The organism is Brenneria izbisi, assembly GCF_025840185.1.
In the GTDB taxonomy this organism is placed as follows: domain Bacteria; phylum Pseudomonadota; class Gammaproteobacteria; order Enterobacterales; family Enterobacteriaceae; genus Brenneria; species Brenneria izbisi.
Genome location: NZ_JAMPJU010000006.1, coordinates 15,961 through 40,501, shown reverse-complemented (window position 1 = coordinate 40,501; position 24,541 = coordinate 15,961). Strand labels below are relative to the sequence as shown.

Sequence of the window (24,541 nt, the reverse complement as noted above, 5' to 3'; positions counted from 1 at the left end):
CATAAACCACGCTTTACTACATTTACTGCTTTATTACGCGGTACTTCCTTTACGGGGTAATTGTACCACCGCAGCTCTTGCACACAACTTAGTGGTGCGCCCGACAGGATTCGAACCTGAGACCTCTGCCTCCGGAGGGCAGCGCTCTATCCAGCTGAGCTACGGGCGCTTAGCGCCGTTGCGGGAGGGGATACTACGGATTTAACGAGTGCCTGTCTAGTGCTTTTTTATCGAATTGATGTGTTTGCTTATGCTTTGCTCATTTCAAGTTAAATAACGTACAAATCAATACTTCTTTCCCCAAAAAGCGATGATTTCACGCTGATTACCGCCCTTTTTTATCCCATTTCTGGACAGAATGGCCAAGACGACAGGAAAAGTCGGCGCGCCGATCAAAAACCTATAACCGTCCGCTGTAATGATAAGCAAGATATTTCAATAGCTTCAGTTGGCGGAAAATACGGTTCGGTTGCGACATCAAACGATAAAGCCATTCCAGCCCCAAATTTTGCCAAGCCAGCGGCGCGCGTTTTATCTGCCCGGTAAACACATCGTAGGTGCCGCCCACGCCCATGTAGAGCGCATCAGGGTAATGACGACGACAATCACGCATCAGGATTTCCTGGCGTGGCGATCCCATCGCCACAGTCACAATCTGTGCGCCGCTGGCGCCAATGCGTTCAAACAACGCATCACGCGCGGAAAGCGCGAAATAACCGTCCTGACAACCAACGATATTGACATCCCACTGCGCCCGCAGTTTTGCCGCCGTTTGTTGCAACACTTCAGGTTTACCGCCCACCAGAAAAACCGGCGCGCCTTCCTGACCGGCACGCTGCATCAATGCTTCCCACAAATCCGCGCCCGCAATGCGGCTCACCTCAGCTTGCGGATACTTGCGACGAATCGAGCGAACAATACTGATCCCGTCCGCGTAGGGATATTCCGCTTTTTCCAGCAAGGTACGCAGGGCGCTATCCTGCTCAGCCGTTAAGACTTTTTCGGCGTTAATCGCCACCAACGTACCGGTTCTTACCCGATGATCGGCAAACAGATAATCAACACATTGCGCCATATGGCGAAATCCGTGGATAGATAAACCACGAATTGAATACTGTGGAATAACGACTTTTTCTTCCATCATTCTGAATCCTTTACAGCACGCTACGCGTGGGCGGGACCGGCGACGCGGTTGACGGTGGACTCGTTTGTGCTCGGGGACGCGATAGACGCTGCCTGATTAACCCGGCGCTTTCCAGCAACCAATACAGCAATTTTGCCGCCAACAAACAAAAACCGAAGACCAGACAGAAAAACACCACGCGGGAAACAAACGCATCAACCCCCTCACGCGTCAGTACGATAATGTTAAACACCGCCCCGAAGCAGAACGCCTGTAAAATGGCTGCTTTATATCGGTTACTGTCGTTTTTGCCCAACGCATAAATCCAGTCGAACCATTTGATAATCAGCCCAACGGCAACCGCCCCCAGCGGAATAAACATCACCCCGCCCATCACCACCAGCGAACCTAATAACGTCGGCGAAATAGCCAGCCCGGAATGGTTATTCAACACTTCCCAGGTAAAGTAGTTGGCGCTGTTCAATACCAGATTAGGGCGTTCAGGCCACAGCCAGGAAGGAATAAACACATAGAAATCTCGTGCGATAGGCGCAAGCCCCTGAAAATCGATTTTGTCGTAGTTCTGCCACAATAACGCCAGATTTTCCCACGGCGAGAACGTATCACGCGTCAGGTACAGGAAGGTATAAAACGCTTCGTCGCCGCTGACATCCATACCGTAGCGCTTAAGCGCCAGCCAGAACATGCCCACGATGCCGAACATGCCCGCCGTCGCCAGCATCCACAGCGTTATCCAGCCACGCACAATGCCAATAAACAGAAACAAGGCGAAAGCGATGATCACATTCGCCCGCGTTCCTCCGACGATCACATACGTCAGCATGCCGAATGCCACCGTCGCGATAAGAAACAACAGCCAGGCGCGCTGGGTCTGACGCAGGAAATAGACCACCAGCATGGCCGGAATAAAGAAGTAGAAAAAGCGCTTCAATGCCACGCCGGAGACGTCACTGGAGAAAATCTGGCTGTAAGAACGCAATTTGAATAACAGAAAACCGTTATTAAGGAAGAACACCGCCACCGTCGCTATCGCGATCAGCGCCAGCAACATCCAGGTCAAATGCGTTTCCACCCGGTTCATGGTAAATAAAGACGAACGGACAACGGCCTCTTTACTGCGCAGCCGGGTTTTATAACTGACATAGTAAATCGCGTAAAACGCCGTGGCGGAAAGCAGCGCCTGGAGTAAATACGGCGCCGGCGTCACTTCAACGCCAAAACGGAACACCAATAGGCAGGTGAACGGAAAACCGAAATAGAACGTCAGCAGAAAGAGTAGCGAAAACAACACGTTGAAATTAAAGCGAACACGACGGAACTCCTGCCAGGTCAGCGTCAGGATAAAAATCACTGAAATAAGGTAAACCACGAACAGACCGCCAAATTGTCCCAGCGTCATGTTGGTTCTCCCGCCGCCAACGCTAATGCCTGCCGCCAACCGTGCAGATAATTAGGATTAAAGAACGCGATTTGATGCTTATCAACGGATGACAGTTGACGCTGAGCCTCACGCACCAGCGCTTCATTCAGGTCATCGCCGTAAAACAACACCGGCAGATGTTGCTGCGCCAAATCCTGCCAGAACGGATTTTTGCGGCTAATCACAAAAGGAACGCCAAACTGAATCAACAGACACAGCGTGCCGATACCCTGCTGGCGGTCAAAAATAAAGTAACCTAAATCGCAGGTGCGCAACATATTCAGATAATCATCAAACGCCAGTTGGTCTTTCAATAACTGAAAATGTTTTACACCAAACAGCGCTCGCCCTTCTTCCTCAACCTGCGCAATATAGTGCGTGTTGTTGACGGGATAGCCCATTGGCACAATCACCCGCACATTGGCGCCGAACTGCTGATGAATAGCCCGCAACGCCTCCTGATGACGATTGGTGCGATCACCGGAGTTACCGACCAGAATCGTCAACGGCCCCGCCAGCGGTTTCTCAACCGTCATGTCCGTCAACGCAGGATCCATCCGTGTCGGGAAATAAAGCAAGGAATCAGGGACACGAGGGTGCCGCTGCCGGAACCATGCTAAATCCCCTTGCGTCGCAAAGACGTGTCCGATGCGTTTTTGCGCCATACGACGCAGCAGATAGAACAATCGATATTTCCAACCGCGGCCTTCTTCGTACAAATCCGCGCCCCAGACATGCCAATACGCCTGCGTCGGCTTGATTTTACCGCTCAACAACGCCAGCCACAGCGTGGGGTTGAATTGCCCATGCAGAAAGAATCGCGTATTGCGATCAGCACTGGCTTTCGCCATCACCGCCTGCGCCAGCGTCTTTTTATCCGCATGCATTTCAATGTCGAGCGCCGGAAAATCCGCCGACGGCAACGCGTCGCGTGTCGCCACCATAAAATGACGCACCTGCTGCTCCGGCAATTCGCTTGCCAGAACATCATTAAAGAAACGCAAAACCGTCTGGTTATGGTGTGGGATATCCGATCCCAGCACATGAATCAGTGTCGTCATGCTCGCCTACGGTAAATAATGAATACGCTACAACAAAGCAAAAAATAGACCAAATAGGTCGCCATATACGCTTGCGCCGCGCCCAAGGCGCCATGCTGGGGGATCAACCAATGCGCAAAGCCGGTAAGCAACAGAAACTGGCTCACTTCCGTCAGCAGATAAAAGCGCAACGCGGCTTTAGCTATTACCAGATAGCCGAATACGTAAGCGCCCACTTTCATGACATCGCCCACCAGTTGCCAGACGAACAAATCTCTCATCGCGGTAAACTGGCTGGAAAACAGTAGCCAGATAGCCACATCGCGCAGCAGCCAGACACAAAGACTGACGACGGTCACCACAGGCAGGACAAACGTCAACGACCGGACGATTTCCTGCGCCAGCACGGTTTTATCCGTCAGGCGCGAGAGCGTCGGCAGCAGATAAACGGTAAACGACGCCGTAATAAATTGCAGGTAGGCATCGGAAATACTGCTTACCCCTTGCCAGATCCCCACCTCGTCCCAGCTATAGTGCGCCGCCAACAGATTGCGCATCATGATATAGGCCACCGGTAGCGTGACAGCGGTCATCAGCGCCATCAGTGTGAACTTGCCGAGATGACCGGCAATCACCGAGTCCCAGGCCGGCTTTAAGCGCGTCCATGAGAGCGGTGTACGCCGCAACATCAACCAGCCTGCGGGTAAGACTACTAGCGCGGGCACCAACGCCAGTCCAGCCAGCGCGCCACGGTATCCGCCTAGCGAAAAGCACAACCAATAGGCCGCCAGACCAATCAGGCTGCCGCTGATGATCGCCAGCGCATTCCCGATAGCATCCCGATAGCCTTTGAGTATCGCCAGAAACAGGTTGGCGTAGGCGATGCCCATCTGGATAAACGCCAGCGCCCGCACCACATCCCGATATTCATCGTGTCCGAACAACGCATTAGCGATGGGGGTCGCGGCAAACAGAAAAACGGCGGCCAGCAGCGTGGAAAACCCCAACACCAGCGTAACAGCGGTGCCAAGCAGAGGCGTTAGCCGATCCGGTTGCTGGTGATATTCGGCGACGTACTTGATCACGCCGTTAAAAATACCGGCGCCGGACAACACACCCAGCACGGTAATAAGTTGGCGGAAATTCCCCGCCTGCCCCACCCCGCTGGGTCCGAATGCCACCGCCAGGAGTTTGACCACCAGTAGCCCCGCGGCGATTTTTATCAGCGTGGAACCCGCCGTCCAGATTGATGCTTTCGCCAGCGACATATCAGGCGAAGAAGCTCAGGATAGTGTTGATTACCGTGCGCTGATTGACGTCTGACAGGTTATAGAACAACGGCAGACGCACCAGACGTTCACTTTCCTGCGTGGTATAACGATCTTCACCGGCAAAACGTCCGAAATTCAGTCCGGCGGGGCTGTCATGCAACGGTATATAATGAAAAACCGTCAGGATTTCGGCTTCTTTCATATAATCGATAAAGGCGCTACGATCTTCCGCATCGCGCAACTTGATATAAAACATATGCGCATTGTGGATACAACTGGCCGGCACCGTCGGCAAGGTGATGCGACCGGCATCAGCCAGCGATTTGAACGCAGCATAATAATTCTGCCACAGACGTAAACGGCGCTCATTGATCGGGCGGGCGGCTTCAAGTTGCGCCCACAGATAAGCGGCCTGAATATCCGCCATCAAATAGCTCGAACCGATATCGCGCCAGGTGTACTTATCGACCTGTCCACGGAAAAACTGGCTGCGGTTAGTCCCTTTTTCACGCACGATTTCCGCTCGTTCAATCAGCCCTGGGTCATTAATCAGCGTAGCTCCGCCTTCTCCGCCTGACGTATAATTCTTGGTTTCATGGAAACTAAAACAACCGACATGGCCGATTGAACCCAGCACTCGCCCTTTGTAGCTGGACATGACGCCCTGCGCGGCATCTTCAACCACAAACAGATCATATTTCTTCGCCAGCGCCATGATAGCGTCCATCTCACAGGCAACCCCGGCATAGTGTACCGGTACAATGATGCGTGTTTTATCGGTGATCGCGGCTTCGATTTTGGTTTCATCAATATTCATGGTATCGGGCCGTATATCGACAAACACGATTTTGGCGCCGCGCAGCACAAAGGCGTTGGCCGTCGAAACGAAAGTATAGCTCGGCATGATGACTTCATCGCCGGGTTTGATATCCAGCAAGATGGCCGCCATTTCCAGCGAGGCGGTACAGGATGGCGTCAACAGCACTTTCTTGCTGCCGGAATAGTGCTCCAGCCACTGCTGGCAGCGACGAGTAAAACCACCGTCGCCGCATAGTTTGCCGCTGCTCATGGCCGCCTGCATATAATCGAGCTCTGTACCCACAACCGGAGGCGCATTAAACGGAATCATGTGATCACCTGTATAACCAATAAGCGGTACGCTCAATTCGGGCACCGCGACGAAGATAAAGACGAAGTGCCGCCACATTGCCGACCTGTGTCGCGACGCGTAAACGTTGTATCCCTTGCTGCCGACACCATGTTTCAGCCAGCGCCATCAGTTGCGAACCCACGCCATGACCGGCGATGCCGGGAAAAACGCCAAGTAGCCCGATACGCGCTTCCTGATCATCACACTGACGAATCGTTACCCAGCCCTGTGGTTGCCCATTGTCGTCTTCAACCAACAGACACAGATCGTCAAAGACCCCGAGCACGGCGTTTTCGATCCATCGGGCGTAAAAACGGCCACTGTCCGTGGACTGAAACCACGGGGCGCGGAAACGGCTCAGGGAAAAGACCTGCGCCGCCGCCTGCCGCAGTTGCGGGATATCGGCGCGCTCAGCCAGACGCTGGCGAAGCGATACCATCGTCGCTGGCGCATCATCCACAGACAAACAGAGGTCGACTTCACCTTCAACCAGCCGGAAACCGATATTCGCCAATGCATCGGCCAACGCCAGATTATTGGCCGGTATCTTCGCCTGCGTCAGCGCATAGCGCGCCAACGCCGCTGGCGTCAGGACCGGCGCGCTGGATGAGAAATTCAACTTACCGCTGCTCAGATTGAAAAACTCGCTTTCCCAGTGCAGCGGATCAATCGTGGCGCGGATCGCAGACACCGCTGAGGACATTGGCGTCTCCGCCGTCAGTCTGCGATCAGAATTTTTCATCTTCGCTCCTCAACTTGCCGTTCAGTCATTCAACCCCAGACGCTCGCCGGTGTAGGAGCCGTCCTGAACGCTGCGCCACCAGGCTTCATTATTCAGATACCAATCAACGGTTTTTCTCATGCCGGATTCGAAGGTTTCCTGCGGACGCCAGCCCAGTTCGCGCTCAATTTTACCGGCGTCGATAGCGTAGCGCATATCATGCCCAGGACGATCTTTCACATAGGTGATCAAATCACGGTAGTGCCGCACGCCAGCAGGTTTGTTCGGCGCCAGTTCTTCCAGCAAGTCACAGATCGTCTGAACGACTTCAATGTTCTTACGCTCATTATGACCACCGATGTTATAGGTTTCCCCCACCTCACCTTCGGTCACGACTTTATATAGCGCTCTGGCGTGATCTTCGACGAACAGCCAGTCACGGATCTGCGCGCCATCGCCATAAACCGGCAACGGCTTACCCGCCACCGCATTGAGGATCACCAGCGGGATCAATTTCTCAGGAAAATGATAGGGACCATAGTTATTGGAGCAGTTGGTGATCATGGTCGGCAGGCCGTAGGTACGCAGCCAGGCGCGCACCAGATGATCGCTGGATGCTTTGGAGGCGGAATAAGGGCTGCTGGGCGCATACGGCGTCGTTTCCGTGAACAGGTCGTCGGTGCCGTGCAAATCGCCAAAGACTTCGTCGGTCGAGATATGATGGAAACGGAACGCCGCTTTTGCGACAGATTCCATCTCTTGCCAGTAGTGACGAGCCGCCTCAAGCAGCGTGTAAGTACCCACTATATTGGTTTCAATGAACGCCGCCGGACCATCAATAGAGCGATCGACGTGACTTTCCGCCGCCAGGTGCATTACCACGGCGGGTTGATAGTTGGCAAACACCCGATCGAGCGCCGCCCGATCGCAAATATCCACCTGTTCAAAAGCAAAACGGTCGCTGTTTGCGATCGGCGCCAGCGAAGACAGGTTGCCGGCGTAGGTCAGTTTGTCCACCACCACCACACTGTCCGGTGTTGCAGTCAGAATATGTCTTACCAAAGCCGAACCAATAAATCCGGCTCCGCCAGTGATTAAAATACGTTTCAACGCCACACTCCTTTTGTATCAATAACCCACTGTTGTTTAACATCTTCAGGGTTAATCGCTTTGAACTGGCGGTGATCGACCAGCATCACCAGGATATCGGCATCCCGTAACGCCGATGCCGTATCAGCCAACTGTGCATACCCCACCAGCACGGAGGGCAACTGTTTTACGTTTGGCTCCACCGCCAGCGTCGTACCCGCATGCCACTGTGCAATCATTTCCGTAATTTCCACGGCAGGACTTTCCCGCAAGTCGTCAATATCCGGCTTAAACGCCAGACCAAAGCAGGCTACCGTGACTTCGCTGGCGCGTTTGTCCGTCTGTGCCAGAAAATCCGCCACCGCCGCTTTAACCTGATCGACAACCCACAGCGGTTTGCCGTCATTCACCAGTCTGGCGGTGTGGATCAGTCTTGCCTGCCGCGGGTTTTGAGCGACAATAAACCAGGGATCAACGGCAATGCAGTGTCCGCCCACGCCAGGGCCGGGTTGCAGAATATTGACGCGCGGATGGCGGTTTGCCAATCGGATAAGTTCCCATACGTTAATATTTTGCTCGGCGCAAATCAGCGATAGCTCATTGGCGAACGCAATATTAACGTCACGGAAGCTATTCTCCGTCAGCTTGCACATTTCGGCGGTTCGAGAGTTAGTGATTACACACTCACCTTCCAGAAAAATGTTATACAGTTCGCGGGCGCGGGCGGAACACGTCGGCGTCATGCCGCCAATGACCCGATCGTTGTTAATCAACTCGACCATCACCTGCCCCGGCAAAACGCGCTCAGGACAATAGGCGATATTGATGTCGGCCTCATCCCCCGCCTGCTGTGGAAAACGGAGATCAGCGCGAGCCTGCGCCAACCATCCCGCCATTTGCTCGGTCGCGCCGACAGGCGAGGTGGATTCCAGAATGACCAGATCGCCTTTTTTCAGCACCGGCGCGAGTGACTCCGCTGCCGCCTGTACATAGGCCATATCCGGCTCATGGTCGCCTTTGAACGGGGTTGGCACCGCAATCAGAAAAGCATCCGCCGCAACGGGTTTGTTAAACGCGCGCAGATAGCCATTTTCCACCGCCGTTTTCACCAGCGCATCCAGATCCGGTTCGACAATGTGAATCTCACCCCGGTTAATGGTGTCCACCGCTTGTTTATTTACGTCAATACCTGCCACCCGTTTTTTACGAGAGGCAAATGCAGCGGCGGTCGGTAAACCGATATATCCCAGTCCGATAACCGAGATTGTGTCAAAACTCATAGCGTCACCTGATATTCTTGTGTGATGGCGGCGCTCCGCCATCATTGTATTGGTCGCCGCAAGCGGCGTTTAAAATCGCTCCTGGCGATTTTTTATCGCGGGCTATCCCTGCCCGCTTCCCTTCGGGCCGCCGCAAGCGGCGTTTAAAATCGCTCCTGGCGATTTTTTATCGCATCAACAATGCGTTGGCAGGCTTGACCATCGCCATAAGGGTTGTGCGCGCGGCTCATCATCTGGTATTCGTTTTCGTCGGTCAGCAGCAGGGAAACCGTATCCACGATTTTCGTCACATCAGTGCCGACTAATCTCACCGTACCGGCTTCTATCGCCTCAGGCCGCTCGGTGGTTTCACGCATCACCAGCACCGGTTTGCCTAACGAGGGCGCTTCCTCCTGAACGCCGCCGGAATCGGTTAAAATCATATACGCACGATTCATCAGATAAACAAATGGCAGGTAATCCTGCGGCGCAATCAACATCACATTGTTAATGCCGCTCAGGATGCGGTTGACCGGTTCACTGACATTAGGATTAAGGTGAACCGGGTAAACAATCTGCACATCGGGATGCTGTTTGGCGATATCCGCCAACGCGCTGCAAATACGCTCAAAACCGCCGCCAAAGCTTTCTCGCCGGTGTCCGGTCACCAGGATCAACCTTTTGGTCGTATCCAGAAAAGCATACTGTTGATCCAGACGACGCCCCAATTCCGCATCACGAATGATGCGATCCCGTACCCAGAACAACGCATCAATGACCGTATTCCCGGTGACGACAATGTGTCGATCCGACAAATGCTCACGCAGCAAATTCTGACGGGCATTTTCCGTCGGCGCGAAATGGTACATCGCCAGATGCCCGGTCAGCTTACGATTCGCTTCTTCCGGCCAGGGAGAATAGATGTTTCCGGTACGCAGACCGGCCTCTACGTGGCCGACAGGAATACGCTGATAAAACGCGGCCAGACTCGCGGTAAGCGTCGTGGTGGTATCGCCATGCACCAGCACCAAATCGGGTTTGAATTCAGTCATGACCGGCTCAAGTCCGGTCAGAATGCGGCAGGATATCTCACTGAGGCTCTGTCCCGGTTGCATGATATCCAGATCATAATCTGGCGTAATATCGAACAGGCGCAGCACCTGATCCAGCATCTCCCGATGCTGGGCCGTTACGCAAATTCTCGATTCAAAGGCTTTATCCTGAGCCAAGGCATGAACCAGCGGGGCCATCTTGATGGCCTCAGGCCGGGTGCCGAAAACAGTCAACACTTTCACGGTGAATCTCTTTAATCAAGTTAGACGCAGACTTTTCACTGCGAATCGGACGTTACCCGTTAAGCGGGTTAACGTGAACGACGAACCAAAGCAAAACCCGCCCCCACTAACGTGCCGATCGCGCCCCACATCACCATCAGGAAGGCGCGGCGCGGGCTATCACGTCTCACCGGTTCTTCCGGCGTGCGCAGGTAGCGGTAGGTCTGGAAATTAGCGTTAAGCGTGGGGCCGACATTCAGTGTGGTCAGCATGGCGCGATTTTGATCGTATTCACGATCATAGTGCGGCCCGCTGGCTTGCAAGGATTCCAGACGCGCCTGCAACATCGGTCTTCCCAGTAAAAACATTTCCGATGCCGGCAATTCATCCGCCGGCGTATCGGTCTGGCTACGGCTGATACCTTGCTGCTGGGCGATTTTCAGCCCCTGTTCGACGCTCTGGATTTCCCGTTCGTAAATCGCCCTGGCGACGGCTTCCTGCCGTTTAATCTGCGACTTGATGAAGATGGTTCTGGCCGCCCATGCGCCAGTAATTTCTTCATTCAGATTACCGGCGGCCTGTTGACTGGCAAACACCACATACTGACGCAATAAAGTATTGGCATCAGCCGACGTTTCCGCCACCAGCTTCACCGTATCACGGGTTTTCTTGGCGTCATCACGCGGTGTGAACTGAATATTATTCACCAGTTCATCCAGCAGCGCGGCATCAGCCTTCGCATCCCCTTCCTGCCGCTGTTTGTAATAGTCGGTCTGCAACCAGAAATCTCGGCGGGTATCATATGCCGCCAGTTGCACAATGAACTCGGCATAAACATCGGATGAGATGGAGGGTTGCTCCCCTTGCGGGACAGAAAAGGCTTGCGCATCAAGATTGCGGAGAAACTGTTGCTGGGAATAGTAACCGCCCAACATATTCACCGTCGGTTTATCCGTAATCGCCGTCGCGCTCCATTCCTGTTTTACCAGGTAGGAATAGAGTAACGCGATAACGCCAAACAACACGGCGATAGCGATGATCCAAGGCTTACCACGCCACAGCGTGTGAAATAAGCCGCGAATGTCCAGTTCGTTATCAACTAACGTATTCCCGGCAGGCTGGTTCTCTGATTTCATTACTTCCCCAATGTTATTTGGTTAAGGTAACTGCTTTTGCTCATCGACATGCCGCATACGACGCTTGAGCCGCTTGATAAAACGAGCGACTCGCCATGCGCGTTTCAGGCAGTATCCATAGAGCAAAAACGCAAGCAAGAATAAGGCCAACATAACCCATTCTGGAACAAAAGAGAGATATTCTCCGACGACTCCTACTGCGGCTAATAATGCGGCGGCCAGGGTAATCAATACAAAAGCTTGTCGGGAGGTAAAGCCTGCCCGCATCATCAGATGATGGATATGCTGACGATCCGGCGAAAATGGACTCATCCCCTTACGTAACCGGCGATACATGATCGCAATCATATCAATCAGCGGGATCGCAATAATCCATAACGCGGTTACCGGATTAATGGGATGCTGTATCCCCTGCGTCGTCTGGATCAGCAACCAGATTGCCGTAAAACCGATCATGGTGCTGCCGGCATCGCCCATAAAAACTTTATACCGTTTACCGAAAACGCCAAGGTTGAGCAGAATGTAAGGCAGGGTGGCGGCAATCATGGCAAAACACCATAGCGCCAGATTCGCATGACCGTTGAGATACAACAGTATCCCCAACGCGCCAAAGGAGACGCTGGATAAGCCGCCCAGCAATCCGTCAATCCCATCCACCATGTTAAATGCGTTGATCGCGGCCCAGACCGCAAACAGCGTCACCAGATAACCAAACGGCCCCAACCCCATCTGCCACGGTCCGAAAATATACCCCAGATTATGCAAAGTGAGCCCGGCAAACCCCATCATGATAGCCGCGACGCATGCCTGTACGATGGCGCGAATTTTCACGCTGATATCAAAGCGGTCGTCCAATGCGCCGACAAACACCAGAATACCGGCGCAAAACAGGTAAAGTCGGAAATTGGGAATGTAGTAATCGGTGATCAGAAAGGTAAAGCAGATCCCGGCGTACACGGAAACGCCGCCCACCAGAGGAATCAACCCCTGGTGCCGTTTACGGTAGTTCGGGCGATCGACAAGTCCTATTTTTCTCGCCATCCGGCGAGCTAAAAACAGGAAGCCCAGAGAAAACAGGAAAATGATTAATAATTCGATACTCATAATGAGTAAATTCACCGTTCACAGCTTCGCTGCGGCTGCTCAATATATGCTCGGTTTGTGTCTTAAATACTATCGTCGCTTAGATACTATCATCACATAAATACCACCAGCGCATTGATACATCGACATTCAATAAGACGCACTTGCTGTGCGGGCGATCAGCATAGTCAAAAGGGACACGATTCGTAACCTGAATAGCTCAAACGACCATTTTACCGGCATTAATATAAAAAATCGCCGGGAACGATTTTCAACGTCGCCTGCAACGACCCGTAGGATGGCGGGCAAAGATAACCTGCCATAAAAAACGCCACGACCCAGCGTGGCGTTCCCCGAGTTCATCCGTGGTTTATGAACGCTTCATCATGTCAAAGAATTCATCGTTGGTTTTAGTCATCGCCAACTTGTTAATCAGGAATTCCATGGCGTCAATCTCACCCATCGGGTGGATGATCTTACGCAGAATCCACATCTTCTGGAGTTCTTCAGACGTGGTCAGCAATTCTTCTTTACGCGTACCGGAACGGTTGTAATCGATAGCCGGGAATACGCGTTTTTCGGCAATTTTACGGGCCAGATGCAATTCCATGTTACCGGTGCCTTTAAACTCTTCGTAAATGACTTCGTCCATTTTCGAACCGGTATCGACCAGTGCGGTTGCGATGATCGTCAGGCTGCCGCCTTCTTCAACGTTACGAGCGGCGCCAAAGAAACGCTTCGGGCGATGCAGGGCATTGGCGTCCACACCACCGGTCAACACTTTACCGGAAGCAGGCACAACGGTGTTATAGGCACGCGCCAGGCGGGTGATGGAATCCAGCAGAATAATAACGTCTTTTTTATGCTCGACCAGACGCTTGGCTTTTTCGATCACCATTTCGGCAACCTGAACGTGGCGGGAAGCGGGTTCATCAAAGGTGGAGGCAACCACTTCACCCTTGACCAGACGCTGCATCTCGGTCACTTCTTCCGGGCGTTCGTCAATCAGCAACACCATCAGCACGCAGTCAGGATGGTTGTAGGCGATGCTTTGTGCAATATTTTGCAACAGCATGGTTTTACCCGCTTTTGGCGGCGCAACGATCAGACCACGCTGACCACGACCAATAGGGGAGGCCAAATCCAGCACGCGAGCCGTCAAGTCTTCTGTTGAACCATTACCGCGCTCCATGCGCAGGCGGGAATTCGCGTGCAAAGGGGTCAGGTTTTCAAACAGGATTTTATTGCGGGCGTTTTCAGGTTTGTCGTAGTTAACTTCGTTCACTTTCAACAGCGCAAAATAGCGTTCCCCTTCTTTTGGCGGACGAATTTTGCCTGAAATAGTGTCACCAGTACGAAGGTTAAAACGGCGGATTTGGCTGGGAGAAACGTAGATATCATCAGGGCCGGCAAGGTAGGAACTGTCTGCGGAACGGAGGAAACCGAAGCCATCCTGCAATATTTCCAGCACACCATCGCCAAAAATATCCTCGCCGCTTTTTGCGTGCTGCTTGAGAATGGCAAAAATAATGTCCTGCTTGCGCATGCGAGCGAGGTTTTCCAGTCCCATATTTTCGCCGAGAGTAATTAACTCAGAAACCGGCGTATTCTTTAATTCGGTAAGATTCATAGTGGTGGGTTCTTAAACTCGGGGTAAATCTCGAACTATTAACGTGAATGGTATGGCAGGGTCATCCGTGCCTCTATAATAACCTTCAATCACCGAACATCCGTTTTGTTGCGTTCCTGACGCATGCAGTATCTGCACAAAACGACCGTAAGGGATTCAAAGATACATAAAACCAGTTATTTTAAAACTATTAGATTGTCCAAACCAGATGACGAACATTTTTGTAAATCAATGACTTTCTGATTTTGACATAGAATAATACTTTAGATTCTAACTTTCAGGCTTAAGCCTAAGGGCTTAAACATAGGTAAGTACGATATGCAGTGTTGATGAATCTAGCACGCTTCCTGGCGGGCGGCAAGCAGTCAATAGAGAATTACTCAATTGTTGGCCGCCCCTCAGGAATGTGAAATGAATTATAGATTGGCAGTCAGGAATTCTTTCAGTTGTCCTTTAGACAAGGCCCCGACTTTGCTTGCCGCGACTTCGCCATTTTTGAACAGCAACAGCGTAGGAATACCACGGATACCGAATTTCGGCGCCGTCGCTGGGTTTTCATCAATGTTAAGTTTGGCAACGGTCAGTTTACCCGCGAATTCTTCTGCAATTTCATCCAGTATAGGAGCGATCATTTTACAGGGACCACACCACTCAGCCCAGAAATCAACCAGGGTTACGCCCTCAGTGTCCAATACTTCCGTATCGAAACTGCCATCAGTCAGGTGAATAATTTTATCGCTCATGTTTTACTCCACAGGATTATATCTACCTTGTTGGTGTAGCATTAACCAACGGTAAGGTTGACTTTATTTCACCGGATACGCTTTCGTAAAGCAATAGTTAACTGATATTCTACCACACTATGAGCAAAACACACTTAACAGAACAGAAGTTTTCCGACTTCGCCCTGCACCCGCAGGTTATAGAAGCTCTTGAAAGTAAAGGGTTTCATAACTGTACGCCAATTCAGGCGTTAGCATTGCCGCTGGCTTTATCAGGGCGCGATGTAGCAGGTCAGGCGCAAACAGGTACTGGCAAGACGCTGGCTTTTCTCGCGTCTACTTTCCATTATTTGCTTTCGCACCCGGCAAGCCCAGAGCGTCAGACCAACCAGCCGCGTGCTTTAATCATGGCGCCGACACGTGAACTGGCCGTGCAAATTCACTCTGACGCCGAAGCCCTTTCTCGTCTGACTGGGCTGAAACTCGGTTTGGCGTATGGCGGCGACGGCTACGACAAACAACTCAAGGTGCTGGAAAGCGGCGTCGATATTCTGGTCGGCACCACTGGCCGCCTGATCGACTACGCCAAACAGAATCACATCAATCTGGGGGCAATCCAGGTCGTGATTCTGGATGAGGCCGATCGCATGTACGATCTCGGCTTTATCAAAGACATCCGTTGGTTGTTCCGCCGCATGCCGCCGGTCACCCAGCGCCTGAATATGCTCTTTTCCGCGACGCTTTCCTACCGCGTTCGCGAACTCGCTTTTGAACAGATGAATAATGCCGAGTATGTGGAAGTCGAACCGGAGCAAAAAACCGGCCACCGCATCAAAGAAGAGTTGTTCTATCCGTCCAATGAAGAAAAAATGCGCCTGCTCCAGACACTGCTTGAGGAAGAGTGGCCGGATCGTTGCATTATTTTCGCCAATACCAAACACCGTTGTGAAGATATCTGGGGCCATCTGGCCGCCGATGGTCACCGCGTGGGTCTGCTGACGGGCGACGTGGCGCAGAAAAAACGTCTGCGTATTCTGGATGAGTTCACTAACGGCAATCTGGACATTCTGGTTGCGACGGACGTGGCGGCGCGCGGCCTGCATATTCCGTCAGTCACCCATGTCTTCAACTATGATCTGCCGGATGACTGTGAAGACTATGTTCACCGTATTGGTCGTACCGGTCGCGCCGGTCAAAGCGGTTTCTCCATCAGTCTGGCTTGTGAAGAATACGCGCTGAATCTGCCTGCTATCGAAACCTATATCGGTCACGGTATTCCGGTCAGCAAGTACAACAGCGACGCATTGCTCAACGATTTACCGGCGCCGAAGCGCATAACGCGCCCGCCACGCACCAACAACGGCCCGCGCAGAAACAATGCGCCGCGTCGAGGTGGAGCGCCGCGTAATAATCGTAAACGGCCAGGTTGATCGCAAATGCCAAGCGTATCCTCACTCTATGCCGCTATCGATCTCGGCTCCAACAGCTTTCATATGTTGGTTGTCCGGGAAGTCGCGGGCAGCATTCAGACGCTGGCAAAGATAAAACGAAAAGTCCGTCTCGCCGCAGGATTGGATAAGCAAAATCGGTTATCGCAAGACGCGATGCTGCGTGGCTGGCAGTGTCTGCAACTGTTTTCAGAACGATTGCAGGATATCCCACGAGAGCAGGTACGTGTCGTCGCCACGGCGACCTTACGGCTGGCGACCAACGCTGGCGAGTTTCTGCAACAGGCCGAGCGAATTCTGGGATTACCAGTTCAGGTTATCAGCGGCGAAGAAGAAGCCCGGCTAATCTATCAGGGCGTTGCTCACACCACCGGCGGGCCGGAGCAGCGTCTGGTGGTTGATATTGGCGGCGGCAGTACGGAACTGGCTACCGGCATCGGCGCCAGCGCGACCCGGCTTATCAGCTTGCCCATGGGTTGCGTCACCTGGCTGGAACGTTATTTCAGCGATCGTAATCTGGAAGCGGGCAATTTCGAACGCGCTGAACAGGCTGCCCGCGAGATGTTGCGTCCGGTGGTCGCTTCCTTGCAAGAACAGGGCTGGCAAATCTGCGTCGGCGCATCCGGTACGGTACAGGCTTTGCAGGAGATTATGGTCACGCAGGGGATGGACGAATACATCACGCTGACGAAACTCCAGCAGTTAAAACAACATGCGATTCAGTGCGATAAGCTGGAAGAGCTTGAAATTGAAGGTCTGACGCTGGAAAGAGCCCTGGTTTTCCCCAGCGGGCTGGCGATCCTGCTGGCTATCTTTCAGGAGCTCGACATTAAAACCATGACGCTGGCCGGCGGCGCGCTGCGCGAAGGGCTGGTGTATGGCATGCTTCATCTGCCGATTGAGCAGGATATCCGCCATCGAACCTTGCATAATTTGCAGCGTCGTTATCTGCTGGATAGCGAGCAAGCCGAACGGGTGAGCGCGCTGGCCGATAACTTTCTGCAACAGGTCGCGCGCGACTGGCAGTTGGACAATCGATGTCGCGAGCTACTGCAAAGCGCCAGTCTGGTGCACGAAATTGGCCTGAGCATTGATTTCCGCCAGTCTCCCCAACATGCGGCCTATCTTATCCGTCACAGCGATCTTCCCGGCTTTACTCCCGCACAAAAGAAACTGCTGGCGACCTTGCTGCAAAACCAAAGCAACCCTATCGATTTGATGCCGCTCAGTCAGCAAAATGCGTTGCCTGTGATACAGGCTCAGCATCTGTGCCGCTTGCTGCGTCTGGCGATTATTTTTGCCAGCCGTCGCCGTGACGACACCTTGCCCGCAGTACGACTGCACGTTGAGGGAGAAAGTCTGCGGGTCATGTTGCCTGCTGGTTGGATGGCTCAACATCCGTTAAGAGCCGAAGCGCTGGAGCAGGAAAGTCGCTGGCAAAGCTATGTCCACTGGACGCTGATGCTGGAAGAAATTCCCATTTGACTGACGGGTTGATGTCATAACAAGAGAAGATAAGGGGAGTGTTATTCCCCTTTGGCTTTCGCCAACTGCGCGCGGAGGCTGGCCAGGTGGCTTTGTCCTTTCTGCATCCGTTCCTGAGCACTCACTACTTTACGCTCCGTTTCCCAAACCAGATCATCCTGCGGCAACTCAAGCAGAAAACGGCTGGGCTCAGGACGCACCAGTTCCCCGTACTGACGCCGTTCCTTACACAGGGTAAAGATCAATTCGCGCCGAGCGCGGGTGATCCCCACGTAAGCCAGCCGCCGCTCTTCATCGACATTGTCTTCATCAATGCTGCTTTGGTGCGGCAGCAGCCCCTCTTCCATCCCTACCAGAAACACATAGGGAAACTCCAGGCCTTTTGAAGCGTGCAGCGTCATTAACTGCACCTGATCCAGTTCGTCTTCGTTCTCTCCCCGCTCCATCATATCCCGCAGAGTAAAACGTGTGACGACTTGCGTTAACGTCATTGGCTCATCTAAATCCGAACCTTCAAGCATCTCCGTCATCCAGCTAAAAAGCTGATTCACGTTTTTCATCCGCATTTCCGCGGCTTTGGGACTGGGCGAAGTTTCATACAGCCAGCTTTCATAATCCAGTCCGTGGATCAGATCACGCACCGCCGCCACCGGTTCGCGCTCGGCCAACCGAGCGATATCTGACAGCCACTGCGTAAACCGTTGCAGCGATTCCAGCCCACGGCCAGTCAGCGATTGACCAAGTCCCAGATCAAAGCTGGCGCTAAACAGACTTTTGTTGCGCTGATTCGCCCACTCGCCCAGCTTCTGCAACGTTGCCGGCCCAATCTCACGTCTTGGCGTATTGACGATACGCAGGAAAGCGCTGTCGTCATCTGGATTGGTCAAAACGCGCAGATACGCCAGGAGATCCTTGATTTCGGGGCGTGAGAAAAACGATGTGCCGCCGGAAATTCGATAAGGAATTCGATTCTGCATCAGCATTTTTTCAAACAGACGGGATTGATGATTACCACGATACAAAATGGCATAGTCGCCATACTGGGTCTTGTTAATGTAATGATGGGCAATCAACTCGCCCACCACCCGTTCTGCCTCATGATCTTCGTTGTTGGCGGTAATCACTTTCAGTTCATCGCCATAACCCAGTTCCGAAAACAACCGCTTTTCAAACACATGCGGGTTGTTGGCGATCAGAATATTCGCCGCCTTCAGGATGCGGCCGGAAGAGCGGTAGTTCTGCTCCAGCTTGATGACTTCAAGCTGCGGGAAATCCTGTTGTAGCAGCACCAGATTCTGCGGGCGGGCGCCGCGCCAGGAATAGATCGATTGGTCGTCATCGCCCACCACGGTAAAGCGTGCGCGGCTACCCACCAGCAATTTCACCAACTCATATTGACTGGTGTTGGTGTCCTGATATTCATCCACCAGCAAATAACGTAAGCGGTTCTGCCAACGTTCCCGTACTTCATCGTTACGCTTGAACAACAACGTCGGCAACAGGATCAGATCGTCAAAATCCAGTACATTGCAGGCGCGCAAATGGTCTTGATACAACGAATAACAGTGAGCAAACAACCGATCTCGTTCGCCGCGCGCCGTTGCCGCCGCGCCTGCGGGATCGATAAGATCGTTTTTCCAGTTCGAGATCGTTGACGTTAATTGCTGTAACAGCGTCTTATCATTTTCCAGCCACTGTTCGGTCAACTCCTTCAGCAAAGCCATCTGATCCTGATCGTCGAACAGGGAAAAGTTGGCTTTCATACCCAGCGCCGCGTACTCGCGCTTGATGATTTCCAGCCCCAGCGTATGGAAGGTGGCGATCACCAGCCCGCGGGTTTCTTTACGGCCCAGCGTTTGCGCGACACGTTCTTTCATTTCGCGGGCGGCTTTATTGGTGAAGGTTACCGCGGCGATATGACGGGCCTGATAGCCGCACTGACGGATTAAATGCGCAATTTTATTGGTGATAACGCGCGTTTTACCCGAACCGGCTCCCGCCAGCACCAGACAAGGGCCGGTAACGAATTCGACAGCATGTTGTTGGCTGGGATTTAAACGCATAACGATATGGCTCACTCATCAAACGGAAGGGGATTGTAGCAGAAAGCAGAATCGATCTTGAGCGGGGATTTATCGTCATGGAAAGCACATCGCAATCCACATCTGACGTTGCAGATGTTACATTGCGCTCAGGAATCCCCCTCTCTGTTAAATAAGGGTAACGACATGGCAAATACCGCAGCGGCACTGCATATCCTGGTGGATACCGAACAGCAGGCCAACGACATTCTGACCCAGTTGCACCAGGGCGCCGATTTTCAGCAACTGGCGCAAAAATACTCCACCTGCCCGTCAAAACGTAATGGCGGCGATTTGGGTGAATTCCGTAAAGGCGATATGGTTCCCGCCTTTGATAAAGCGGTCTTTTCCTGCGAGTTGCTTCAACCGTTCGGCCCGGTGAAAACCCAGTTCGGCTATCATTTGATTAAAGTGCTGTACCGCAATTAATCCCAGCATTCACCTTGCCGGTGCCGTTGCGTCCGGCAAGGTGACGATATTTCAACGCATCTAGCCGATGGTCATCAGGCTGGCGTTGCCTCCCGCAGCGGCAGTGTTAATACTCAGCGAACGTTCGTGCAGCAGTCGCTCCAGCGCGATATTGGTTTCACCGCGACTAAAACCCTGTACGGCGATAATCGGCCCCTGATGTTCGGCAAGCTGTTGACTGAGTTGGCGCAATTGATCGGTATCGCCATGATGGATCACCGCATCAAATGCCTGATCATCTCGCCGCCAGTCCTGACTGAACAGAATGCGCGATTGTACGACATCCGGTAAACGACGATACAGCGTCTGCAATAATGACGTATCCAGCCACAATACGCATCCTCCCGTCGCCAGCACTGCCGCCAACTGAATCAGCGCATCTTCGTCGTTGTCAGCCAGACACAACACGCGCTCACGCGGCGTCAGCGTATAAGTATTGCGTTCTCCCGTCGGCCCCGGCAACAGATGCGTCGTCCCAGCCAATCCACGCTCCGCGTACTGCTGGCATAACGCCGCCAAATCGCGTTGATGCTCGGCAAGCGCCCATTTTTCCAACGCCTGCAATGCCGCTAATAGCGTCGTTCGCACACTGGCATCCACGGTTTGCCCGCTATCCTGACCAGCCAGCCCATGCAGCAGCGCATCATCCGGTTTGTGTGACAACAGCCGATACAGATAGAGCGGCCCGCCTGCTTTCGGGCCGGTGCCGGAAAGCCCCTCTCCGCCAAATGGCTGAACGCCAACCACCGCGCCGACCATATTGCGGTTGACGTACTGATTGCCCACACGGGCGTTGCTGGTCACGCGCGAGATGGTTTCATCAATACGTGTGTGTAAGCCCAACGTCAAACCATACCCTGCTGAATTAATCTGCGCGATCAACGCGTCGAGATCCCGGCTATGGTAACGCACGACGTGCAATACCGGCCCAAATACCTCTTTTTGCAGTTCATCCATGCTTTCCAGTTCGATCAACGTTGGTTTGACGAAGGTTCCGCGCGCCCATTGCTGTTCATCCTGCGGCAGCAATGTCGGCTGATACACTTTGCGTCCTTTTGTCCGCATACGCTGAATATGGCGCTCAACGGCCTGCTTCGCCTGCGCATCGATCACCGGCCCAATATCCGTGGATAAACATTCCGGGTTCCCCATCCGGCATTCGGCCATCGCCCCGCGCAGCATTTGCAGCGTATGTTCCGCGACATCCTCCTGAATACACAGAATACGCAATGCCGAGCAGCGCTGACCGGCACTGTCAAAAGCAGAAGCGATCACATCGTTCACCACCTGCTCTGTCAACGCGGAAGAGTCCACGATCATCGCATTCAATCCGCCGGTTTCGGCAATCAGCGGCGTAAGGCGTCCGTGCGCATCCAGTCGTCCGGCAATGTCGCGCTGCAACAGTTTCGCCACATCCGTTGAGCCGGTAAACACGACACCACGTACCCGGCTGTCATTGACCAATGCGGCGCCAACCGTTTCCCCCTGCCCCGGCAATAACTGCAAGACGCCGACTGGCACGCCCGCTTCCAGCAGGATACGCACCGCCTGCGCCGCAATCAGCGGGGTTTGCTCGGCGGGTTTCGCCAGCACGCTGTTACCCGCCGCCAGCGCCGCCGCAACCTGCCCGGTGAAAATCGCCAGCGGGAAATTCCACGGACTGATACAAACCACTGGTCCCAACGGTCGATGTGAGTCATTGGCGAATGCTTCGCGCACCTGTGCGGCGTAATAACGCAGGAAATCCACCGCTTCACGCACTTCGGCAATCGCATTGGCGAACGTTTTACCGGCTTCGCGCACCAATAACCCCAACAGATGCTGCAACTGACTTTCCATGATGTCCGCCGCTTTATTCAGCACCGATGCACGCTCCGCTGGCGGCGTGGCGAACCAGATCGCCGCCGCGCTGACGGACGAATCCAGCGCGTGAGCAATATCCTGCTCGCTGGCCTCACAGACATAGCCCACAATATCGCGCGACTCGGCAGGGTTGAGTACTGGTTTTGCCGCTTGCGGTTCAGCGTTGCCGTCAATCACCGGCGCGGCTTGCCACGGTTGCGCCGCACTGGTCAGCAATGCGCTGGAGAGCGAGGCGAGGCGATGTTCATTGGACAGATCAAGCCCGCTGGCGTTATGACGCGCCGCTCCGTATAAATCGCGCGGGAGAGGAATGCGGGGATGCGGCAGACCGATCCGCCCTTCCGCCGTCGCCAGCGCGTCCACTTCGCCGACGGGATCGGCCACCAGCGTCTCAAGCGGTAAGGTCGTATCGGCGATACGGTTGACAAAGGACGTATTCGCGCCATTTTCCAGTAGACGGCGCACCAGATAAGCCAATAGCGTTTCATGGGTTCCGACCGGCGCATAAATGCGGCACGGACGATTCAGTTTCCCTTCGGCGATGTTGCCCACCACCTGTTCATACAAAGGTTCGCCCATACCATGCAGACACTGAAACTCGTACTGACCGGGGTAATAGTTGTTGCCAGCCAGATGGTAAATCGCACTCAAGGTTTGTGCGTTATGCGTGGCGAACTGAGGATAAATCAGGTTTGGCGCCGCCAGTAATTTACGCGCACAAGCCAGATAGGACACATCAGTGTAGACCTTGCGCGTATAAACCGGATAGCCTTCCAGCCCATCGACTTGCGCACGTTTGATTTCACTGTCCCAATACGCGCCTTTCACCAGACGGATCATCAGCCGTCGCTGACTGCGTCTAGCCAGGTCGATCACGGCGTCAACGACGAACGGGCAACGTTTCTGGTAAGCCTGAATGACAAATCCGATACCGTTCCAGCCCGCCAGTTGCGGTTCGAAACAGAGCTTTTCCAGCAGATCGAGCGAAATGTCCAGTCGATCCGCCTCTTCCGCATCGATATTGATGCCAATGTCATACTGACGCGCTTGTAATGTGAGTGATAATAAACGCGGATACAACGCGTCCATCACCCGCGCGTATTGCGCCCTGCTATAGCGGGGATACAGCGCGGACAGCTTGATGGAAATACCCGGCCCTTCATAGATGCCGCGCCCATTGGATGCTTTTCCAATAGCATGGATAGCCTGCTGATAGGACGCCAGATAAGCGGCGGCATCTTTCTCCGTTAACGCCGCTTCCCCCAGCATGTCATAGGAGTAGCGGAATCCCCTCGCTTCCAGTTTGCGGGCGTTAGCCAGCGCCTCGGCAATGGTTTCGCCGGTCACAAACTGCTCGCCCATCAGACGCATCGCCATATCCACGCCTTTACGAATCAACGGTTCACCGCTTTTGCCAATGATCCGGTTGAGCGAACGCGACAAGTTCGCCTCGTTATGCGTCGCAACCAGCTTACCGGTGAATAACAGTCCCCAGGTCGCCGCGTTAACAAACAGCGACGGACTGTGACCAAGATGCGCATGCCAGTCGCCGGCACTAATTTTGTCGCGGATCAGCGCATCACGCGTGGGTTTATCAGGAATGCGCAGCAATGCCTCGGCCAGACACATCAACGCCACCCCTTCCAGCGAAGAAAGAGAAAATTCCTGCAACAATCCCTGTACCACGCCCGCACGCCCGCTCGCCCCTTTTTGTCCTCGCAGGCGCTCCGCCAGCCGATAAGCCATTTCCTGCGTCAATTTCGCCATTTCCGCAGGAAGTTTAGCCTGTTCAAGTAATATCGGCACCAGTTCGCTTTCAGGACGACGGCAGGCGGAAGTGATGTCGGCGCGTATAACGGATTGGGGCAATACCTGTTGTGCAAACTCAAGAAAGGGTTGATGGGTTTCTTCTTCCTGAGATTGCGGCATAATCTCTTGCGCTTCGATGGGGCTGGGCATAGCCGATTGCGGTATTTCAGGCGTGTCGCCAGTGCTTTCGAGCCGTTCGAGATAGTTAAAGATGGCTTGTTTGATCAGCCAATGCGGAGTGCGATCAATCCGTTGCGCCGCGGCCTTGAGACGATCACGCGTGGCCTCGTCGAGTTTTACGCCCATCGTGGTAAAGCCCATACACGTCACTCCTGTGATGAAAAGGACATATCGGTAAAACATCAATATCAGTCATGTTGCAACTTTGTGCAACCTTGTTAATAAATGATGTTATGGTGAGAAAAAAATCACAATTCCATGCTGCGTC

General features: G+C 53.4%; 18 protein-coding genes and 1 tRNA gene. 3 read left to right on the top strand and 16 right to left on the bottom strand.

The annotated features are described in order from the left end of the window. Positions 1-92: 92 nt before the first annotated feature. The 14 genes from NC856_RS09670 to trxA form a co-directional block, all read right to left on the bottom strand. Positions 93-169, bottom strand: a tRNA-Arg gene (locus tag NC856_RS09670). 231 nt (positions 170-400) lie between these two features. Continuing rightward, on the bottom strand, positions 401-1,141 hold the full coding sequence (gene wecG, locus NC856_RS09665) for a lipopolysaccharide N-acetylmannosaminouronosyltransferase (protein WP_264090367.1): 741 nt from the start codon (positions 1,139-1,141) through the stop codon (positions 401-403). A 13-nt stretch (positions 1,142-1,154) separates the two neighbouring features. Further along, positions 1,155-2,543, bottom strand: coding sequence for an ECA oligosaccharide polymerase (gene wzyE / locus NC856_RS09660; protein ID WP_264090231.1), 1,389 nt, complete (start codon positions 2,541-2,543; stop codon positions 1,155-1,157). After that, positions 2,540-3,625 (bottom strand): TDP-N-acetylfucosamine:lipid II N-acetylfucosaminyltransferase, encoded by a 1,086-nt coding sequence (locus NC856_RS09655; RefSeq protein WP_264090230.1) that lies wholly within the window; start codon positions 3,623-3,625, stop codon positions 2,540-2,542. The genes wzyE and NC856_RS09655 overlap by 4 nt, the downstream gene beginning before the upstream one ends. After that, on the bottom strand, positions 3,622-4,872 hold the full coding sequence (wzxE, locus tag NC856_RS09650; RefSeq protein WP_264090229.1) for a lipid III flippase WzxE: 1,251 nt from the start codon (positions 4,870-4,872) through the stop codon (positions 3,622-3,624). The genes NC856_RS09655 and wzxE overlap by 4 nt, the downstream gene beginning before the upstream one ends. A gap of 1 nt (position 4,873) precedes the next feature. Continuing rightward, on the bottom strand, positions 4,874-6,004 hold the full coding sequence (gene rffA / locus NC856_RS09645) for a dTDP-4-amino-4,6-dideoxygalactose transaminase (protein WP_264090228.1): 1,131 nt from the start codon (positions 6,002-6,004) through the stop codon (positions 4,874-4,876). Positions 6,005-6,008: 4 nt separating this feature from the next. Then, the gene (gene rffC / locus NC856_RS09640) at positions 6,009-6,767 is read right to left on the bottom strand and encodes a dTDP-4-amino-4,6-dideoxy-D-galactose acyltransferase (RefSeq protein ID WP_264090227.1); all 759 of its coding nucleotides are present in this window, start codon (positions 6,765-6,767) and stop codon (positions 6,009-6,011) included. A 21-nt stretch (positions 6,768-6,788) separates the two neighbouring features. Then, a complete protein-coding gene (gene rffG / locus NC856_RS09635; protein WP_264090226.1) occupies positions 6,789-7,856 on the bottom strand; it encodes a dTDP-glucose 4,6-dehydratase in 1,068 nt (355 codons plus the stop codon). After that, positions 7,853-9,115, bottom strand: coding sequence for a UDP-N-acetyl-D-mannosamine dehydrogenase (wecC, locus tag NC856_RS09630; protein ID WP_264090225.1), 1,263 nt, complete (start codon positions 9,113-9,115; stop codon positions 7,853-7,855). Before wecC ends, rffG begins: the two co-directional genes overlap by 4 nt. A 143-nt stretch (positions 9,116-9,258) precedes the next feature. Continuing rightward, complete coding sequence (gene wecB, locus NC856_RS09625; RefSeq protein WP_264090224.1) at positions 9,259-10,389, bottom strand: non-hydrolyzing UDP-N-acetylglucosamine 2-epimerase; 1,131 nt, start codon at positions 10,387-10,389, stop codon at positions 9,259-9,261. 68 nt (positions 10,390-10,457) lie between these two features. Further along, the gene (wzzE, locus tag NC856_RS09620; RefSeq protein ID WP_264090223.1) at positions 10,458-11,504 is read right to left on the bottom strand and encodes an ECA polysaccharide chain length modulation protein; all 1,047 of its coding nucleotides are present in this window, start codon (positions 11,502-11,504) and stop codon (positions 10,458-10,460) included. A gap of 21 nt (positions 11,505-11,525) precedes the next feature. Then, positions 11,526-12,608 (bottom strand): UDP-N-acetylglucosamine--undecaprenyl-phosphate N-acetylglucosaminephosphotransferase, encoded by a 1,083-nt coding sequence (gene wecA, locus NC856_RS09615; protein WP_404802321.1) that lies wholly within the window; start codon positions 12,606-12,608, stop codon positions 11,526-11,528. 349 nt (positions 12,609-12,957) lie between these two features. Continuing rightward, positions 12,958-14,217, bottom strand: a complete 1,260-nt coding sequence (rho, locus tag NC856_RS09610; protein WP_113866068.1) for a transcription termination factor Rho — start codon at positions 14,215-14,217, stop codon at positions 12,958-12,960. Positions 14,218-14,633: 416 nt separating this feature from the next. Further along, positions 14,634-14,960: a thioredoxin TrxA gene (trxA, locus tag NC856_RS09605; protein WP_264090221.1), complete on the bottom strand. Its 327-nt coding sequence runs from the start codon at positions 14,958-14,960 to the stop codon at positions 14,634-14,636. A 119-nt stretch (positions 14,961-15,079) separates the two neighbouring features. Between trxA and rhlB the strand changes: the two genes are divergently transcribed. Both rhlB and ppx read left to right on the top strand, forming a co-directional pair. Then, positions 15,080-16,369 carry an ATP-dependent RNA helicase RhlB gene (gene rhlB, locus NC856_RS09600; protein WP_264090220.1) on the top strand — a complete coding sequence of 430 codons (1,290 nt, stop codon included), beginning with the start codon at positions 15,080-15,082 and terminating at the stop codon, positions 16,367-16,369. Between the two features lie 6 nt (positions 16,370-16,375). Next, positions 16,376-17,872, top strand: a complete 1,497-nt coding sequence (gene ppx, locus NC856_RS09595; RefSeq protein WP_264090219.1) for an exopolyphosphatase — start codon at positions 16,376-16,378, stop codon at positions 17,870-17,872. Positions 17,873-17,913: 41 nt separating this feature from the next. On the opposite strand, the gene rep is transcribed toward ppx, so the two are convergent. Next, the gene (gene rep / locus NC856_RS09590) at positions 17,914-19,935 is read right to left on the bottom strand and encodes a DNA helicase Rep (RefSeq protein WP_264090218.1); all 2,022 of its coding nucleotides are present in this window, start codon (positions 19,933-19,935) and stop codon (positions 17,914-17,916) included. A 165-nt stretch (positions 19,936-20,100) separates the two neighbouring features. On the opposite strand from rep, the gene ppiC reads away from it, so the two are divergent. Further along, entirely contained in the window at positions 20,101-20,382 is a 282-nt protein-coding gene (gene ppiC / locus NC856_RS09585) for a peptidylprolyl isomerase PpiC (RefSeq protein ID WP_113866077.1), read from the top strand. 60 nt (positions 20,383-20,442) lie between these two features. Here the strand turns inward: ppiC and putA are convergent, their stop codons facing one another. Then, positions 20,443-24,414: a trifunctional transcriptional regulator/proline dehydrogenase/L-glutamate gamma-semialdehyde dehydrogenase gene (gene putA, locus NC856_RS09580; protein WP_264090217.1), complete on the bottom strand. Its 3,972-nt coding sequence runs from the start codon at positions 24,412-24,414 to the stop codon at positions 20,443-20,445. Positions 24,415-24,541: the final 127 nt, after the last annotated feature.